This window comes from Sphingomonas sp. BE138 (assembly GCF_031456125.1).
GTDB lineage: Bacteria > Pseudomonadota > Alphaproteobacteria > Sphingomonadales > Sphingomonadaceae > Sphingomonas.
This window is the reverse complement of the sequence record NZ_JAVDUC010000002.1, coordinates 239,696-257,013: the sequence shown is the minus strand read 5'-3', so window position 1 is coordinate 257,013 and position 17,318 is coordinate 239,696. Positions and strand designations below refer to the sequence as shown.

Here is a 17,318-nt window from a genome sequence, read left to right as displayed (position 1 = left end):
TTCGATCGGTAGCGGGCAAGGATCGCGGGAGCGGTGCGCCCCCCGCGATCAGGTGGTGCGCTTGCGCCGCGTCGCCGGCTTCTTCGCACCCGCCTTGGCAGCCGGGGCCGCGGATGGCGCCGCTTCGCCACCGCTCGACGCTTGCGGCGCGGCGGCGGAAGCGGCGGCAGGGGCGGGAGGCGTCACGTCAGTTCCCGGCGCTTCCGGCGCGTCGGTCGGGGCCGCTGCCGTTTGGGTGCTGCCATCGGTTACATCGGCGGTCTGGCCCGCGGCAGCCACGGCGGCGTCGCCGTCGGCGTCGACCTGCGGGTCCGGCTGCTCGGCGACCGGGCCTTCGCCCGCGAAGGCGCGCTCCGCCTGCTCCCAATGCTCGCGGTCGCGGCCGTGCGGCTCGCCTTCCTCCTTCCACAAGCGATAGGCTTCTTCGCTGATCCGGGCGTGGCGATCGTCGGCCATGGGCAGATTCCCCTTTGCTGTTTCGACGCAAAACTCGCGAGCGCCCGCTTCGTCGCACGCCGACGAACATTTTCAGGCGCGGCGGATCCGCGCGACCGGGTCGGCGGGCACGGGACCCGTGACCGGGATCAGCGTCGCGCCAGCAGCAGCGCGCTGCCCACCGCCACCCCGTCCTCGATCAGCCCGCTGGCGGTCTGGCCCCACCGCCGCTCGGCTTTCCGGCGCAGCGCCAGCGTCAGATGCGACGCCGCGACCGCTGCCCCGGCACCCAGCAGCGCGCCCGATGCGCGGCGTCCCGGCGCCGCGCACGCCGCGCCGGCGACGGCACCGCTGACCAGCCGCCCTGCCAAGCCGGCGGGGACGGTACGATCCGGCGCGCGTTTCATCTTGTCGCCCGCCAGTTCACCCGCCGCCAGCACCAGCGATCCCGCGGTCAGCGGCGCGCGCTTGCCCGCCGCGCCGCGCGTCGCGGCCAGCGCCGCCAGCGGCGTCATCGCCCGCGCGCCCGCCACTGCACCCATCAGGATCGAACGCCACATCACCGACCTCCCGCCACGCTGTCAGCGCGCTCAACCGCGCAAGCGCGCGCGGGTTGCACGGGCGATCGACGCGCCTCGATAAGGCTTTTTTCACAAGTCGCTGATAAGGATCAGTATACGCCCGGACCGACCGGCTGCGATGACGGAGATGGATCGATGATCGGCTGGTTTCGCGACGTGGCGCCGGTACGTACGAAGTTCACGATCATGGGGGTGTTCTACACCGCAGCATCGCTGGGCGGGCTGGCCGCGACCGGGCTGCTGGCGTCGGGCGTGATCGGCGCCGGGGCCGCGATCGCGATCGGCGCGGGGCTCAGCCTGTCGGTCGCGATCGTCGCGATCGTCACCCGCACGCTGGTCTGCGATCCCTATGTCAACACCGTCGTGCGGATGGAGGCGCTGGCGCACGGCGACTTCACCAGCGAGATCCGCTATACCGCGTCGCGCGACTGCGTCGGGCGCATGACCAAGGCGATGGCGGTGTTTCGCGACAACGGGCAGGCGCTGGCCGCCTCGTCGGGGTCGCAGCGCGCGGTGGTCGAGGCGCTCGGTCTTGGCCTCAGCCGGCTGGCCGACAACGACCTGACCCATCGGATCGAAACGCCGTTCGCCCCCGATTACGAGGCGCTGCGCACCGACTTCAACCGCGCGCTGGCGGCGGTATCGGAGGCGATCGGCGCGGTGACCGCCGCCGCCAACGGCATCAACAGCGGCGCCGCGGACATCCGCCAGGCCTCCGACGACCTGTCGCAGCGTACGGAACAGCAGGCGGCCAGCCTCGAGGAGACCGCTGCGGCGATGGACGAGATCACCGGCACCGTGCGCGAGACCGCCGCCGGCGCGCGCCGCGCCAATACCGCGGTCGGCGATGCGCGGGCGGAGGCGCAGAGCTCGGGCGAGGTCGTGCGCCGCGCGGTCGACGCGATGGGCGGCATCGAGCGCGCATCGGCGGAGATCAGCGATATCATCAGCGTGATCGACGGCATCGCCTTCCAGACGAACCTGCTGGCGCTGAACGCCGGCGTGGAGGCGGCGCGCGCCGGCGACGCGGGCAAGGGCTTTGCGGTCGTCGCCAGCGAGGTCCGCGCGCTCGCGCAGCGCTCGGCCGACGCCGCCAAGGACGTGAAGGTCAAGATCATGGCGTCGTCCGAGCAGGTGGAGGCGGGCGTGACGCTCGTCAGCGAAACCGGCAAGGCGCTGGAGCGGATCATCACCCGCATCGGCGAGATCAGCACGCTCGTCTCGACGATCGCCGCCTCGGCCGAGCATCAGGCGACCGGACTCCAGCAGGTCAACACCGCCGTCTCGGAGATGGACGGCGTCACGCAGCAGAATGCCGCGATGGTCGAGGAAGCGAACGCCGCGGCGCGCACGCTCGCCGAGGAAGCCGACCGGCTGACGGTCGAGGTCTCGCGCTTCCGCACCGCGACCCAGGTCCGCCCGGTGGCCGCGCCGGCCGGCGCCTCGCCGGTCCACGATCTCCAGGCCCGCGCTGCGCAAGCCGGGCGCGATCTCGCCCGCACCGCGCGCCGCCCGGTCACCGGCACGCGCGGCACCGCGCTGGCGGTGGCCGACGAGGAATGGAACGAGTTCTAAGGCGGCGTCCGACAAGATGGCCGCAAGCTAAGCTGCTGTATAGCAAAGGATAAATCTTCGGCGTCGCGCATCCGCCATGCAGGCTCGATAGTGACGGCACCAGCCGGGTGACTGTCCTGGAACAGGACGTCCGGGCATGTAAATATCGGTCGATTGCCGCAAGCCCAAGTTCAAGATAAGCGCGGAAATATCGTGCCGGGGGGCATGATGCGGGGGGAAACATGGACAACGCGAGATTTCACGTGCTCGACGGCATGCGCGGCGTCGCGGCCATCGGCGTCGTTCTTTACCATCTGGGCTTGTGGACGACCACCGGGTGGCTGGTGCCCCGCGGATACCTCGCCGTCGATTTCTTCTTCTGTCTCAGCGGGTTCGTCATCGCCTATGCTTATGAGGAACGGCTGGGGTGCGGGATGCGCTTCGGCAGGTTCCTGACGTCACGCGTCATTCGCCTGTACCCGGTCGTGATCCTCGGCATGGTTCTCGGCGGCCTCTACACCGCCGCCATGGCGCTGGGTGGCGGACAGCCGTTCGCGCCGCGCGATGTCGCGCTCGCCTTCGTCCCGAATCTTTTCCTGATTCCGGTCGTCGGCGTGCAGAGCCCGATCAGCGCGTCGCTCTACCCGATCAATTCGCCCTTCTGGTCGTTGTTCTACGAACTGTTGATCAATATGGCCTGGGCGCTCGGGTTGCGGCGGATATCGCCGTACATCCTCTTCGGTGCGGCGGTCGTCGTCTCGGTGCTGACCATCGGCGGGCTGAACAGCATCGATATCGGCAGCAACTATGATCAATTGGGATGGGGCGTGCTGCGCGTCACGCTCGGCTTCAGCGCGGGCCTGGTCGTATATCGGCTGCACCGCGCTGGCCTCGACCGCAGACTGCCCCGGCTGCCCGCGACGGTGCTGCTGGGCGGGTTGATCGCGCTGATGGCCGTTCCGGGCCTGAACGTGTGGTTCGATCTGGTCTGCGTCGTGCTGGTCTTCCCGCTCGTCACGCTGCTGGGCGCAGCGACCGCGCCCGGCAGCGCCGCTGCGGAGCGCGCGTGCGTGTGGCTGGGCGACGTTTCCTATCCGCTCTATGGCATCCATCGTCCGCTGTGTCTGGCCGGGCTGGTCGTCGTCACCCACCTCGTGCCCGGCGCCAGCGGCACGGCCGTGGCGATCATCGGCGGCCTTGCCGGCACGTTGTGCGCGGCGACGATCGCCTTCCACTGGTATGACGTGCCGGTACGCCGCCTGCTCGGACGGCTGCGCGCGCGCCCGGCCGCGGACAATACGGGCCGCGCCACCCCCGCCTGAGCCGATCGCACGCCATCGGCGCCGCGCCTCCGGGAAAGCGGCGCCGGCAGTGCCGCGTCGCAATCGTGATACGCTCCGCGTGGTGGGTCCGCCGGGGCTCGAACCCGGGACCTCTCGATTAAAAGTCGCTTGCTCTACCGACTGAGCTACGGACCCTCACGCGGATCGAAGCCGGTTAGGGGCGGCGCGCGCGCGGGTCAACCGGGCATGAAGCTGCCGCACCGTCAACCCGCTCTCCGGATCGCGCCAGCGCGGCGCGATCGCGCACAGCGGCCCCAGCACGAACGATCGCGCGCGAAACGCCGGATGCGGGATCGTCAACGCCGGGCTGCGCCATCGCCCCCCCGACCACAGGACGATGTCCAGATCGATCACCCGCGCGCCCCAGCGCCGGCCGGCGCGCCGCCCGAACGCGCGCTCGATCGTCTTCAGCCGCGCCAGCAGCACCGGGGGTGCCTCGCCGCTGTCGATCAGCACCGCGGCATTGGCGAAGGTGCGGGTGGAGGGGCCGAGCGGCGCGCTGGCGACGATCGGCGCGGCGCGACCGCCCAGCAGGCGGAGCGCGGCGGCGACTTCGGCACGCGGGGGGCCGTGCCGCCCGCGCCGGTTCGAACCCAGCGCGACAAGGTAGATTGATGCGGCCATCCTCAAGCGCCTATCGCACGCGCATGAACTTCGCACCCTCCTCGCTGCCCGCGACCGAACCGCCGCTCGACTGCCCGCGTTGCCCGCGCCTCGTCGCGCTCCGTCACGAGATGCGCGCGCAGCACCCCGAATGGTGGAACGCGCCCGTCCCGGCGTTCGGCGACCCGCAGGCGTGGCTGGCGATCGTCGGGCTCGCGCCGGGGATGAAGGGCGCCAATCGCACCGGCCGCGCCTTCATCGGCGATGGGGCGGGGGCGCTGCTCTACGGCACGCTCGCCCGGTTCGGGCTGGCGCACGGCACCTTCACCGGCAGCCGCGAGGACGATATCACGCTCGACGGGGCGATCATCCTCAACGCGGTCAAGTGCCTGCCGCCCGGCAATGCGCCGACCCCGGAGGAGGTCCGCACCTGTCGTCCGTTCCTCGACGGGCAGGCGGAGGCGCTGCCCGCAGCGCGGGTCTTCATCGCGCTGGGGCAGGTCGCCCATCAGTCGGTCGTGAAGGTGCTCGGCGGCAAGCTGCCCAAGGCGCGCTTCGCGCACGGTGCGGTCCACCGCATGCCGGACGGGCGCGTGCTGATCGACAGCTATCACTGCTCGCGCTACAACCAGAACACCGGGCGGCTGACGCCCGAGATGTTCGAGCCGGTATTCGCCAGCGCGCTGGAACTGCGGCCCTGACCGCACGTCCGACCGCAGCTGGAAAGCGTCAGATGTCCTGTACCAGCCGCCCGTACAACTCCGGCCGCCGGTCGCGGAAGAAGCCGAACGCCGCGCGGTGCCGGCGCACGCGGTCGAGGTCGAGCGTCGCGACGATCACGCCCTCTTCCTCGCGGTCCAGCTCGGCCAGGATATCGCCGCGCTCGTCGGTGATGAAGCTGGTGCCGTAGAAGGTCTGGCCCCCCTCTTCACCATTGGGCTCGGTCCCGACGCGGTTGGCGGCGATCACCGGCACCACGTTCGACACCGCATGGCCGACCATCGCGCGCCGCCACAACCGCGCGGTGTCGAGCGAGGTGTCGTGCGGCTCGCTCCCGATCGCGGTGGGATAGAACAGCAGTTCAGCGCCCATCAGCATCATCGCGCGCGCCGTCTCGGGATACCATTGGTCCCAGCAAACCCCGACGCCGAGCTTCGTGCGGTGCCCCTGCGCGACCGGGCCGTCCCACACCTTGAAACCCGTGTTGCCGGGGCGGAAGTAGAATTTTTCCTCGTACCCCGGCCCATCGGGGATGTGGCTCTTGCGATAGATGCCCTGAATCTCGCCGTCGGGGCCGATCATCGCCAGCGAATTGTAGTGATGCGGGCCGTCCAGCTCGAAGAAGCTGGTCGGGATGTGCACCTTCAACGCCTCCGCCAGCGCCTGCATCGCCAGCACCGCCTTGTGCTCGCCGACCGGCGCGGCGTTGGCGAACAGCGCTTCGTCCTCGACGCGGCAGAAATATTCGCCCTCGAACAACTCCGGCGGCAGGATCACCTGCGCGCCCCGCGCATGCGCCTCGCGCACCGCCTCCGACACCTTGGCGATGTTCGAATCGATATCTGCGGAAAAGGCGAGTTGCAGCGCGGCGACGGTGATCTCGGTCATGCCGCGCCACATAGTCGAGCACGGGCCGCGATGCCAATCGTCGCGCATAACATATTGAACCTGTGCCGTCCGGGGACGGTGGGCGCCGGCAAGGTCGTTGCGGTGGCGTTGCGGATCGGGAAAGGATACATGCAAATCAGGAACAGGGGTTCATATCAGCATGATTCGTTACGCGCAGATCGCGATCGCCGCAGGGGCGCTGGTCGCCGCGATGCCGGCGCAGGCGGCGGACTTCGTGATCGACACGACCACGGGCAAGGTGAACAATGCCACGATCGCCTACGGTGGTTCGGGCTACAGCACCGTCAATTACTCGGTCGCTTCGACCGACAACAAGTCGACCCTCAACGTGAAGGCGACGGCCTGGTCGCGTGACGGTAACGGCAACTATACCGCGGGCAAGATCGTCTCTTGGGGTGCGGACGGCCTGGGCATCTATCAGGCGGGCGAGAACACCGGCAGCAATCTGCACCAGATCGATAACGTCAACGGCTGGGAATTCCTGGTCCTGCAGTTCGATCAGGCAGTGTCGCTGCAGTCGGCGGTGCTGAAGTCGTTTCAGATCAGCGGGCTCAACTATGTCGACAGCGACGCGTTCGTCGGCTGGTCGAGCGCAGCGTTCAACTCGGCGATGAGCGCCAGCACTCTGGTCGCCAACGAAAAGACGCTGGCGTCGACCGGCAACTTCTTCAACAGCGACAGCACGAAGTACGCCGCGACGACCGCCGTTTCGGTTGCGAACGGCAACCTCGTCCAGACGCAGACCCAGACCTACAACCTGTCGCCCTCGAAGGCCGGCAACGTCTGGATCATCGGCGGTTCGTATTGGGGCCCGGACAACAACAACGACGCGTTCAAGCTGAACCAGATCAAGGTCACCAGTGGCGTGCCCGAGCCGACGACCTGGATGATGATGATCCTCGGCTTCGGCCTGGTCGGCGCCGCCGTCCGCCGTCGCCGCGGCAGCGACAAGGCCGTGCTGGCCTGATCTCCCGCAAGGGCGTGCGTGCGAAAGGCCGCCGGAGCGATCCGGCGGCCTTTTTCATGCGCTGTCGGCTTCGCGCCGGACCCGCCGCCGCGCGACCCTCACCGACACGCCGTCGAAGCTGCGCGGGGGACACCGCTGTCTGCGCGGTCATCGTGCACCCCGTCTTGCACGCGATCGCCGGCTGATGAGGGAGGGGGCAAGGCGCGCGCGCAACGATACCAAGCGACAATTGCGCGCCTGCGCGGACCGCCGCCACCGGATCGCGCCGCTGCCGTCACCATCCGCATGCGATCGGCGAACGTCCGGTGCGACGTGCGCTCGAGAAGGCGCCCGACCGGGTCGCGCAACGACGCCGCGCCCGCGGCAACGCCTGTCCTACACCGTACGACATCTGCCGGGATTCGGGTGTCGCCCGCCGTCCGGATACCGCGACGTACGTCGCCCGGAATCTGGCGGCACCATCGCACATCTCCGCGGCGCAGCCGGGTCAGCCGATCAGCAGCCCCGCCAGCGCCGCACTCATCAGATTGGCGAGACTACCCGCCGCCAGCGCGCGCAGCCCCAGCCGCGCGATCGTCGGGCGCTGGTTGGGGGCGAGGCTTCCGGTGACCGCCATCTGGATCGCGATCGAGCTGAAATTGGCGAAGCCGCACAGCGCGAACGTCACCACCGCGATCGTCCGCGGCGAGAGTTGCCCGGCCTGCTTGCCGAGGTCGATATAGGCGACGAACTCGTTCAGCACGATCTTCTCGCCGAACAGCCCGCCGGCGACCCCCGCCTCGTTCCACGGCACGTTCAGCAGGAACATCACCGGCTGGAACACATAGCCGAGCAGGCCCTGGAAGCTCAGCCCGGGCGCGCCGAACCACCCGCCGATCGTGCCCAGCAGCCCGTTGGCCAGCGCCACCAGCGCCACGAACGCCAGCACCATCGCGCCGACCGCCACCGCCAGCTTCACGCCGGTCTGCGCGCCCTGCGCCGCGGCCATGATGAGGTTGGCGGGCTTCTCCTCGTCGTGGGTCGCCTCGGGCAGCGGCTCGCCGGGCGTTCCCTCGGGCAGCAGCGCTGCGGGCCCGCGCCCGCTGATTCGCGCCTCGGCCAGCGCGATCTGCCGTGCCACGTCGGGCAGGTCGCCCAGCGGCAATTCGCCCTCGGGCGGCACCACGCGATCGGGCATCACGATCTTGGCCATCAGGATCCCGCCCGGCGCCGCCATGAAGCTGGCGGCGAGCAGATAGTCGATGCTGATCCCCATCGAGGCGTAGGCAGCCAGGATCGTCCCGGCGACCCCCGCCATCCCGCTGGTCATCACCGTGAACACCTGCGCCGGGGTGAGCCCGGCGAGGTACGGGCGGATGACGAGCGGCGATTCGCTCTGACCGACGAAGATATTGGCGGCCGCGCACAGGCTTTCGACCTTGCTGGTTCCGATCACCTTTTCGATCGCGCCGCCGATCCAGCGGACGACGAACTGCATCACGCCCAGATAATAGAGGATCGAGACGAGGCTGGCGAAGAAGATGATGACCGGCAGCGCCGCGATCGCGAAGCTCTGTCCGCCGACCGCCGGGCTGGCGAGATTGCCGAAGAGAAACTCGGTGCCCTTCTGCGAATAGCCGAGCAACGCCGCCACCCCGGCCGACGCGCCGGCCAGCGCCGCGCGTCCCGGCGTCCAGTACAGTACGATCACCGCGATCGCCGCCTGGAGCGCGAAGGCGCTGGCCACGATCCGCGGCCGGATCGCACGGCGATCGGCCGACAGCAGCACCGCGAGCAGCAGGATGACGACGATACCCGCCAGGCCGATGAGGATTCGTTGCATGGGACTTCTTCGTTGCCGAAGGTTCGCGCCATGGCATGGCCGAACGGGGGGCGCCAGCCAAGAGTCGGCGCGTGCAGGCCCGCCCGTGCACAAGCCGACATTCCGGCACCTTGCCCGCCTCGCCGCCGCCCCGTACACCGCCGCGATGGAAGCCCCCGCCCATCACCCGACTCCCCGTCGCGCGATCCCGCCGTCGCTGTTCGCCTTCTCGATCTTCTACGGCGGCATGGTCTGTATCGCGGGCGTGCTCGGCAACAAGCAGGTGTCGCTCGGCCCGATCTCCACGCTCGGGCCGCTGGTCGGGCTGCCGCCGCTGGCGGTGGAGGCGGGGATCTTCGCCTTTCTGCTGCTCGTCGTCACGTCCAGCGCGATCGCCGAACTGCACGGGCAGAAGGTCGCCGGGCGGCTGGTGCTGATGGGCTTCGTGCCGTTGCTCGTCTCGATGGTGCTGACGCTGGTCGTGCTCGTCCTGCCGGCCGCGCCCGAGATGGATGCCGGGCATCTCGCGGCGTTCAACCAGATGATGGGCGCGACGCCGTGGATCTGGGCCGGCGGGATCGCCGCCTACGGCGTGTCGCAGACGCTGAACGTCACGATCTTTTCCTGGCTGAAAGGGCGGGAGGGCGGCCGATTGCTGTGGTTCCGCGCCGCGACCGCCAGCGCGCTCAGCCAGATCGTCGATTCGGTGCTGTTCATCTCGATCGCCTTCGGGCTGTCGGCGGTCGGCTGGCTGATGGCCGGGCAGATGCTGGCGAAGGTCGTGCTGTCGATCGCGCTGGTCCCGCCGCTGATCTACCTGATGGTCGCGATCGGGCGGCGGCTGGACGCCTGACCGTCCGCGCCGCTATGGCGCGGCGCATGACCGATCCCACCCTGTCGCCCGCCTTGAAGGCCGAAACGCTGGTCGAGGCGCTGCCGTACCTGCAACGCTACGCCGGCAAGACCTTTGTCGTGAAATACGGCGGGCACGCGATGGGCGATCCCGAGGCGCAGGCCGACTTCGCCGAGGACGTGGTGCTGCTGAAGGCGGTCGGGATCAACCCGGTCGTCGTCCACGGCGGCGGGCCGCAGATCGGGCGGATGCTGAAGCGGCTGGGCGTCGAATCGCGTTTCGTCGACGGCCTGCGCGTCACCGATGCGGAGACCGCGCAGATCGCCGAAATGGTGCTGGCAGGTTCGATCAACAAGGAAATCGTCAGCTGGATCGGCCGCGCCGGGGGACGCGCGGTCGGCATCTCGGGCAAGGACGCCGGGCTGGTCCAGGCCGAAAAGGTCGGCCGGAGCGATCCCGACCCGCTGCAGGGCATCGAGCGCAAGGTCGACCTGGGCTTCGTTGGCGAGCCGGTCGCGGTCGATCGCCGCATCATCGATTCGCTCAGCCGCGACGGCATCATCCCGGTGATCGCGCCGATCGGCATCGGTGCGGACGGCCATACCTACAACATCAACGCCGACACGATGGCGGGCGCGATCGCCGCCGCGCTGGGGGCGTCGCGCTTCTTCCTGCTGACCGACGTGGCCGGGGTGCTCGACAAGCAGGGGCAGCTGGTCACCGACCTGAACCCCGCCTCCGTGGCGGCATTGCGCGCGGACGGGACGATCTCGGGCGGGATGATCCCCAAGCTGGAGACGTGCGTCGCCGCGGTCGAAGCGGGCGTCGACGCTGCGGTCGTGCTCGACGGGCGGGTGCCGCACGCGATGCTGCTCGAAATCTTTACCAAGCGCGGTGCAGGCACGCTCATCCGCGCATAAGCGCCCGCCTTTCGAACCGCCCGCCGGTGCATTATATCACCGGCACACCTATTGGAGGACGCCCGGCGTGCTGACGCTCACCATCATCCAGATCCTGCAGGTGATCCTGAACCTCGTCTGGTGGATCATCATCGTGCAGTTCGTGCTGTCGCTGCTCATCTCGTTCAACGTCGTGAACACGTCGAACAACTTCGTACGCTCGCTCTACGAGGGGCTCGATCGCCTCAGCGAGCCGATGTACCGGCCGATCCGACGGATGCTGCCCAACACCGGCGGGATCGATTTCGCGCCCGCGGTCGTGCTGGTGCTGCTGGCGATCCTGAACATCGTCCTGAACAATATCGCGGTCAGCGCCGCGACCGGCGCCGCCGCGATCTGACCGCCTGGCGTGCCACGCCGGACGGGATCGCGATCGCCGTCCGCGTGACCCCGCGCGGCGGGCGCGACGCGCTGCTGGCGGGCACCGAGGACCATCTTGCCGCACGCCTGTCCGCCGCACCGGTCGACGGGGCGGCAAATGCGGCGCTCGTCGCGTTGGTGGCGAAGCATTTCGGCGTGGCGAAGCGCGACGTGACGCTCGTCGCGGGGCAGACCGCGCGGCTGAAGCGGCTGACGATCGCGGGCGACCCGCAGGCGCTGGCGCGTGCCGCCGCTTCGCTCTATGCGGTCGTGCCATGACTGCCCGCATCATCGACGGAAAAGCCTTCGCCGCCACGCTGCGCGATCGCGTCGCCACCGCCGCTGCCGCCTTCACCGAACAGGCGGGGCGCAAGCCCGGGCTGGCAGTGGTGCTGGTCGGCGAGGACCCGGCCTCGTCGGTCTATGTCCGCTCGAAAGGCAAGGCGACCGTCGCGGCCGGGATGGAGAGTTTCGAGCATCGCCTGCCCGCCGATGTCGCGGAGGCCGAGCTGATCGCGCTGGTCGATCGCCTGAACGCCGACGATGCGGTCGACGGCATCCTCGTCCAGCTACCGCTGCCGCGCCATATCGACGAGCGGGCGGTCATCACCCGCATCGACCCCGACAAGGATGTCGACGGCTTCCACCCGGTCAACGCCGGGCGGCTGGCGACCGGGCTCGACGGGCTGGTGCCGTGCACCCCGCTCGGCTGCCTGATGCTGCTCAAGGACCTGCACCCGCATCTCGCCGGGCTGGAGGCGGTGGTGATCGGCCGCTCGAACATCGTCGGCAAGCCGATGGCGGCGCTGCTCCTGCAACAAAGCTGCACTGTCACGACCGTCCACAGCCGCACGCGCGACGTGATGGGGCATGTGCGACAGGCCGATATCGTCGTCGCGGCGGTCGGCATCCCCGCGTTCGTCCAGCCGGAATGGATCAAGCCCGGTGCGACGGTGATCGATGTCGGCATCAACCGGACCGACGCGGGACTGGTCGGGGATGTCGATCCGCGCGTCGTCGAGGTGGCGGGCGCGATCACTCCGGTGCCGGGCGGCGTGGGGCCGATGACGATCGCGGTGCTGATGCGCAACACGCTGGTCGCCGCTGGCCGGCGCGCGGGCATCACGATCGACGCGGCGCTGTAGATGCTGGAGCTGTTCGTCTCCTCGTTCATCACGTTGTTCGTCATCATCGACCCGCCCGGCTGCGCGCCGATCTTCGCCGGGCTGACCGCCGGGGCCACGCCGACGCATTGCCGGTCGATGGCGGTGCGCGCGGTCGTCGTTGCGGCGTGCATCCTCCTCGTCTTCGCGCTGGCGGGCGAGCCGTTGCTGCGCGCGCTCGGCATCGAGCTGGCGTCATTCCGGATCGCCGGCGGCGTCATGCTGTTCCTGATCGCGCTGGAGATGGTGTTCGAGAAGCGCACGCAGCGCCGCGAGGACCGCGCCGCGCGGATCACCGAGGAAGAAGCCGACGACGTCTCGATCTTCCCGATGGCGATGCCGATGATCGCCGGGCCGGGTTCGATCGCGTCGGTGATGCTGCTGACCGCGCGCAGCCACGGCGTCGAGCAGACCGCGGTCGTGATGGCGGCGCTGGCGGCGAACCTCGGGCTGATGCTGCTGGCCTTGCTGGCGGCGGGGCCGCTGATGCGGATCATGGGGGCCAAGATCGAGGCGGTCATCACCCGCCTGCTCGGCGTGCTGCTGGCGGCGCTGGCGGTACAGTTCGTGATCGACGGCGTGGTCGAGCAATTGCGCTGACGCGGGCATTGTCCGACGTAGATTGTCTTTCCGGCTGGCTATCTCGGCCGGCGATGGCCTAGATATGTAACGATTAACGGCTTCGGGGGGTTCGATGGACACGCTGGCGAAGATGAAGGAGGCCTGGAACGTCCGGGCGCAGGCCGATGCCGAGCATTATATCGAGACCGATCATTGGGACGGTGACCGCGACGCTTTCTTCGCGCTGGGCGAGAAGATCGTGCACGAGATCGCCGACCCGTATCTGCCGGCACGCCGCACGCTGGCGGTCGACATCGGCTGCGGCGTCGGCCGGCTGACGCGCGCGCTGTCGACGCGTTTCGACAAGGCGATCGGGCTCGACGTGTCGGACGAGATGGTCCGCAAGGGCACCGACTTGCAACGCGACACGCCGAAGGTGCAGTTGATTGCCACCGACGGGGTCACGTTCCCGATCGAGACGGGTACCGCCGACTTCGTCTTCTCCTATGTCGTGTTCCAGCACATGCCCTCGATCGAGGTGATCAAGGGCAGCCTGGCCGAGACGCGGCGCATTCTGGCGCCGGGTGGCGCGGCGTTGCTGCACCTGAAGCATCGCTACAAGAACCCGCTCCACGCCGCGTGGCAGAACCTGCCGGAGGCGATCGCCACGCCGCTCCAGCGGCTGCGCGGGTCCGATCCGCTGAAGATGTCCGAATCCTATCGCGGCGTCGGGCCGATCTCCGACGCCAGGCTGCGCGCGATGTTCGCCGATGCCGGGCTCAAGGTGCAGAAGATGTTCGACGACCGGACGCACGTGCCGACGCACGAATACGTCTGGGTGCACGCCACCGTCTGACGCTCGCTAGTCGATCCGGAAGGCTCTGAACGGCGAGCCTTTGCTGATCGGCAGCGGCGTCAGCCAGTCGAACGCCTCGCCCTTCGCCAGGCGGTCGTAGAAGCCGCCGCGCGCCTTGGCGCGGTAGTTGGTCGATTCGGCCATGTCCGGACATACCAGCAGCATCGTCGCGCCGTGCCGCTTCATGATCGCGCGCGCCTCGGCCGGCGAGCGCATGAAGGCGTGGTGGACGTCGAGGATCGCGTCGCCGTTGCGATGATACGGCCCCGCGATCGCCCGGTGGTGCGTCAGCGTGACAAGCCGCGGCCCCAGGTCGACGAAGGTGAAGACGGTCTGCGCCGGATAGCGGTCGAGCGGGCGCATCGCCGGGATCGTCAGGCAGCGACCGGTCGCCTTGTTGACGCGGCGGACATAGGCGCTCGGCCGGTCGACCTTGAAGCGATCGATGATGATCTGCGTGAAGCTGCCCGAGACGATCACGAACAGTGCCGCCGCCGCCGCGGCCTTGGCCCACCAGAAGCGCGGAGCGGCGAGCCACGGCACCGCCAGCCACGCCAGTGCCGCCGCGCCGGGGATCGCGAGCAACTGTGCCGCTGGCCCGGCGCGCGCCTGCCACAGCAGCATCAGCGCGGCGAAGCCGCCGAACAGCGCCACGCACGCCCAGCCGCGAAGCGACGGTTGCCGGCGCGCTCGCCACGTCGCGAGCACCGCGCCGAGGAGGCCGATCAGCGGGAGCGTGACGATCGGCAAGGCGATGCGCAGCGGGTGGCGATAGATCGGCTTTGCCTCGCGCACTTGCGACAGCCAGCTGGCGTAGAGTTCGTCGGATACCTGCTCGGGACGGCCGAGGCATTGCGGGAAGGCGAGGGCGAAGAATGCCGCGACCGCGGCACCCGCCGCGAGCGCCAGCAGGAGGCGCACCACCGGGCGGCGGGGGCCAACTATCGATAAAGCAAGCAGAAGTCCGCCGGCGAGGAGGACGGTCGAGGCGTAGACGGGGGTGAGGGCGTCGCAGCGGTAGACACGGTTGGCAAAGGAGGTGAAGGCGGCGAAGCCCGCCGCGGTGCCGCCCGCCAGCGTCAGCGCGTAGATCGCAAGACGTTGTTTTTCCGCCTGATCCCAAATCCACGCCAGCGTGATGATCGCCCCGGCCATCGCGGCGTAGGGCAGCATTTCCAGCCCGATCGTGAGCGACACGGCGGTGGCGACGCCGACCAGCGCGCCGCCGCGGGCGCGGTTGGTGTCGCAAAGGCCGGCCACGGTGACGGCAAGCATCGCCAATTGCCACCCATGGTGATCGATCCGATCGGGCATGAACATGCCCAAAGCGACGTTGGTGGCAAGAAACAGCGCGATCCCGAGCGGCCAGGCGAGCGGATGCACCAGCCGCCGCAGCGTCGCCCCGAGCGCCGCCAGCACGATCGCCATCGGCAGCAGCGGCGCGATGCCGCACGCCAGCCGCTCCGCCTCCGCCACGCCGACGAGCGGGCGCAGCAGCAGGATCAGCCCCGCGATCGGCAGGTCGACCAGCCGCGACCAATGGATGTCGAACCCGCCGGGCGGATTGAGGCGGTAGTTGCGCAGGTCGAACCAGCCCTGCCCGTCCAGCAGCGCGCGGACCTGCATCAGCCGCATGTTGTCGTCGGTGTCGCCGAGCGACAGCCACTGGATCGCGGCCCAGCGCTGCCACACGTACCAGATCGCGATCGCGGCCCAGGCGAGCATCGTCAGCCGCAGCCAGCGGCGGTCCAGCACGCGCACGGCCCTGTCGAGCGTGGCGGGCGGCAGCAGATCGTCGATCAACACACGTCCTTCGCACCGCCCGCGACGGCGGGTGGTTCCGTCGCGCGACGTTTAGGTGCGCGGGGCGGCAAGGGCAACGGGGGCGTCAGAAGCGCAGCACCAGCGCCTCGTTGATCGCCACCGCCGACCAGCGGGCGGTGAGATCGTCGAGCCGGGTGCGGATCGCGTCCACGGCGTCGGGCGTGACCGGGGATGCCGCATGGCCGCGCGCGGCGCAGGCGTGCTGATAGGTGGCGATCAGCGCGGCCGCGGGCACGCGCCCGCCCCATAGCTCGGCCTGGAAGGTCTCGACCAGCCGCTCGATCGCCTCCGCCCCGTCGTCGCCGCGCGTGCCGTAGCCGGCGGGTTCCCCGTCCTTGACGAGCGAGAGGAAGCCGCGTTGCGCCAGCACGCTTTCCACCGCGAAATGGACCATGTCGTGCGGCACGATCCCCTGTTTGGGACAGGCGATCGCCTCGTCCGCGGCCCCGGCGCGGCGGATGACGAGATCGTCGTACTTGCCGCCGCGTTTGGTGAAGATCAGTTCCATTGCAGGACGCTACCGCCGATGCGCCGCGCCGTCACCTGGCCAACGCCGCCATTGCCACCATCCGCCCGCGCGCCTAGTCGGTCGGCGAAGGGGTGAGCGCGTGGCGACGGTACGAGCGGGGGACAAGGCGGATCATCGGCGCGAGTTGTTCTGGCAGCTCGTGCGCTTCGGTGTCACCGGCGGCGCGATGACCGCATTCTACGCCGTGGTCTATTGGCCATTGGCCACGTATGTGATGAACCCGAACCTGGCGGTGGTCATCGCTTTCGTGAGCGCCACGATCATCGGCCGGTTCGCGCATGGGGCGGTGAGCTTCCGCGGGCACGGAACGCGCAGTGCACGGACCGCGCGACGCTTCTTCGTGGTGCAGTTGTTCGGCTTCTTCCTGCAACAGGCGTTCACATGGGTGCTGGTGACCGGACCGTTCTTTCACGGCCCGACGTGGTGGCCGCTGGTGCCTGCGGTGTCGGTCGTGCCGCTGCTGACCTTCTGGTTGCAACGCAACTGGGTATTTGCCTGATGGGGACTGTATAATGGATCGCCGTGTCTACGATCGCATGGCCGAGCACGATTCGACGCACTGGTGGTATCGTGCGCGCCGCGACATCCTGGCCGATTACCTGACGCGCGAGGGCAAGCTGCCCGCAAAGGCGCGTATCCTGGAGATCGGCTGCGGCACCGGGCACAATCTGCCGATGCTCGCCAGCTTCGGCGAGGTCGACGCGATCGAGATCGACCCCGCCGCGCGCGCGATCGCCAGCCAGCGGCTGGGGCGGCCGGTCGGCGAGGCGCCGCTGCCCGCACTGCCGGGAGTGGAGCGCGGCGCCTATGACCTGATCGCGGTGCTGGACGTCGTCGAGCATATCGAGGACGACGTCGCCGCGCTGGCGGCGATGCGCGAGTGCCTGGCGCCCGGCGGCAAGATCCTGATCGCAGTGCCCGCGCACCAGTGGATGTGGAGCGCGCACGACGTGGTGAACCACCACCACCGGCGTTATTCGAAGGGCACGCTGCTGTCCGCGATCCACGAGGCGGGGTTGAAGGAGCGGGGGCTGACCTACTTCAACTCGCTGCTGTTCCCGCTCGCCGCGGCGGCGCGGATCGCGGGGCGGCTGACCGGGCGTGACGACAGCGACGATTCGCCGCCCGCCGCGCCGGTCAATGCGCTGTTCGAGCGGATCTTCCGGCTGGAGCGGCATCTGGTCGGGCGCGTGCCGATGCCGACCGGGGTGTCGATCCTGACGCTGGCGGAGCCGAGATAGCGTTCCCCCTCCCGGACGTCATCCCGGCGAAAGCCGGACCTTTTGCACCGTGGGCGGGG

General features: G+C 69.4%; 20 protein-coding genes and 1 tRNA gene. 13 read left to right on the top strand and 8 right to left on the bottom strand.

What is annotated here, in order from left to right; genetic code table 11:
* Window positions 1-48 precede the first annotated feature (48 nt).
* The gene (locus J2Y58_RS04095) at window positions 49-456 is read right to left on the bottom strand and encodes a DUF2934 domain-containing protein (RefSeq protein ID WP_310099047.1); all 408 of its coding nucleotides are present in this window, start codon (window positions 454-456) and stop codon (window positions 49-51) included.
* Window positions 457-584: 128 nt separating this feature from the next.
* Window positions 585-995: a DUF4126 domain-containing protein gene (locus J2Y58_RS04090; RefSeq protein ID WP_310099044.1), complete on the bottom strand. Its 411-nt coding sequence runs from the start codon at window positions 993-995 to the stop codon at window positions 585-587.
* Between the two features lie 156 nt (window positions 996-1,151).
* On the opposite strand from J2Y58_RS04090, the gene J2Y58_RS04085 reads away from it, so the two are divergent.
* Together J2Y58_RS04085 and J2Y58_RS04080 are read left to right on the top strand one after the other, a co-directional pair.
* The gene (locus tag J2Y58_RS04085; RefSeq protein ID WP_310099041.1) at window positions 1,152-2,591 is read left to right on the top strand and encodes a methyl-accepting chemotaxis protein; all 1,440 of its coding nucleotides are present in this window, start codon (window positions 1,152-1,154) and stop codon (window positions 2,589-2,591) included.
* A gap of 221 nt (window positions 2,592-2,812) precedes the next feature.
* Window positions 2,813-3,892: an acyltransferase gene (locus J2Y58_RS04080; protein ID WP_310099037.1), complete on the top strand. Its 1,080-nt coding sequence runs from the start codon at window positions 2,813-2,815 to the stop codon at window positions 3,890-3,892.
* Window positions 3,893-3,972: 80 nt separating this feature from the next.
* Here the strand turns inward: J2Y58_RS04080 and J2Y58_RS04075 are convergent.
* A tRNA-Lys gene (locus J2Y58_RS04075) sits at window positions 3,973-4,048 on the bottom strand.
* On the bottom strand, window positions 4,049-4,537 hold the full coding sequence (folK, locus tag J2Y58_RS04070) for a 2-amino-4-hydroxy-6-hydroxymethyldihydropteridine diphosphokinase (RefSeq protein ID WP_310099034.1): 489 nt from the start codon (window positions 4,535-4,537) through the stop codon (window positions 4,049-4,051). It lies immediately after the preceding tRNA gene.
* 23 nt (window positions 4,538-4,560) lie between these two features.
* Between folK and J2Y58_RS04065 the strand changes: the two genes are divergently transcribed.
* Window positions 4,561-5,217, top strand: coding sequence for a uracil-DNA glycosylase (locus J2Y58_RS04065; protein WP_310099031.1), 657 nt, complete (start codon window positions 4,561-4,563; stop codon window positions 5,215-5,217).
* 28 nt (window positions 5,218-5,245) lie between these two features.
* Here the strand turns inward: J2Y58_RS04065 and aguB are convergent, their stop codons facing one another.
* Complete coding sequence (gene aguB / locus J2Y58_RS04060; protein ID WP_310099028.1) at window positions 5,246-6,124, bottom strand: N-carbamoylputrescine amidase; 879 nt, start codon at window positions 6,122-6,124, stop codon at window positions 5,246-5,248.
* 160 nt (window positions 6,125-6,284) lie between these two features.
* Here aguB and J2Y58_RS04055 point away from each other — a divergent pair, with 160 nt between their 5' ends.
* Complete coding sequence (locus J2Y58_RS04055) at window positions 6,285-7,112, top strand: PEPxxWA-CTERM sorting domain-containing protein (RefSeq protein ID WP_310099025.1); 828 nt, start codon at window positions 6,285-6,287, stop codon at window positions 7,110-7,112.
* Between the two features lie 487 nt (window positions 7,113-7,599).
* Here the strand turns inward: J2Y58_RS04055 and J2Y58_RS04050 are convergent, their stop codons facing one another.
* Window positions 7,600-8,934: a NupC/NupG family nucleoside CNT transporter gene (locus J2Y58_RS04050; protein ID WP_310099024.1), complete on the bottom strand. Its 1,335-nt coding sequence runs from the start codon at window positions 8,932-8,934 to the stop codon at window positions 7,600-7,602.
* Between the two features lie 145 nt (window positions 8,935-9,079).
* On the opposite strand from J2Y58_RS04050, the gene J2Y58_RS04045 reads away from it, so the two are divergent.
* From J2Y58_RS04045 to J2Y58_RS04015, 7 genes are all read left to right on the top strand, one after another.
* The gene (locus J2Y58_RS04045; protein WP_310099605.1) at window positions 9,080-9,766 is read left to right on the top strand and encodes a queuosine precursor transporter; all 687 of its coding nucleotides are present in this window, start codon (window positions 9,080-9,082) and stop codon (window positions 9,764-9,766) included.
* Between the two features lie 14 nt (window positions 9,767-9,780).
* Window positions 9,781-10,686 carry an acetylglutamate kinase gene (gene argB / locus J2Y58_RS04040; RefSeq protein WP_405053060.1) on the top strand — a complete coding sequence of 302 codons (906 nt, stop codon included), beginning with the start codon at window positions 9,781-9,783 and terminating at the stop codon, window positions 10,684-10,686.
* Between the two features lie 67 nt (window positions 10,687-10,753).
* Entirely contained in the window at window positions 10,754-11,065 is a 312-nt protein-coding gene (locus tag J2Y58_RS04035) for a YggT family protein (protein WP_310099018.1), read from the top strand.
* Entirely contained in the window at window positions 11,062-11,364 is a 303-nt protein-coding gene (locus J2Y58_RS04030; protein ID WP_310099602.1) for a DUF167 family protein, read from the top strand. Before J2Y58_RS04035 ends, J2Y58_RS04030 begins: the two co-directional genes overlap by 4 nt.
* The gene (gene folD, locus J2Y58_RS04025; RefSeq protein WP_310099015.1) at window positions 11,361-12,230 is read left to right on the top strand and encodes a bifunctional methylenetetrahydrofolate dehydrogenase/methenyltetrahydrofolate cyclohydrolase FolD; all 870 of its coding nucleotides are present in this window, start codon (window positions 11,361-11,363) and stop codon (window positions 12,228-12,230) included. The genes J2Y58_RS04030 and folD overlap by 4 nt, the downstream gene beginning before the upstream one ends.
* On the top strand, window positions 12,231-12,848 hold the full coding sequence (locus tag J2Y58_RS04020) for a MarC family protein (protein WP_310099013.1): 618 nt from the start codon (window positions 12,231-12,233) through the stop codon (window positions 12,846-12,848).
* Between the two features lie 94 nt (window positions 12,849-12,942).
* A complete protein-coding gene (locus tag J2Y58_RS04015) occupies window positions 12,943-13,665 on the top strand; it encodes a class I SAM-dependent methyltransferase (RefSeq protein ID WP_310099010.1) in 723 nt (240 codons plus the stop codon).
* Window positions 13,666-13,671: 6 nt separating this feature from the next.
* On the opposite strand, the gene J2Y58_RS04010 is transcribed toward J2Y58_RS04015, so the two are convergent.
* Window positions 13,672-15,390: an AcrB/AcrD/AcrF family protein gene (locus J2Y58_RS04010; RefSeq protein ID WP_310099599.1), complete on the bottom strand. Its 1,719-nt coding sequence runs from the start codon at window positions 15,388-15,390 to the stop codon at window positions 13,672-13,674.
* Between the two features lie 163 nt (window positions 15,391-15,553).
* Window positions 15,554-15,997 (bottom strand): hypothetical protein, encoded by a 444-nt coding sequence (locus J2Y58_RS04005; protein WP_310099008.1) that lies wholly within the window; start codon window positions 15,995-15,997, stop codon window positions 15,554-15,556.
* Window positions 15,998-16,097: 100 nt separating this feature from the next.
* Here J2Y58_RS04005 and J2Y58_RS04000 point away from each other — a divergent pair, with 100 nt between their 5' ends.
* Window positions 16,098-16,517 carry a GtrA family protein gene (locus J2Y58_RS04000; protein WP_310099005.1) on the top strand — a complete coding sequence of 140 codons (420 nt, stop codon included), beginning with the start codon at window positions 16,098-16,100 and terminating at the stop codon, window positions 16,515-16,517.
* A gap of 13 nt (window positions 16,518-16,530) precedes the next feature.
* Entirely contained in the window at window positions 16,531-17,259 is a 729-nt protein-coding gene (locus J2Y58_RS03995; protein ID WP_310099002.1) for a class I SAM-dependent methyltransferase, read from the top strand.
* The last annotated feature ends 59 nt before the right edge of the window (window positions 17,260-17,318 follow it).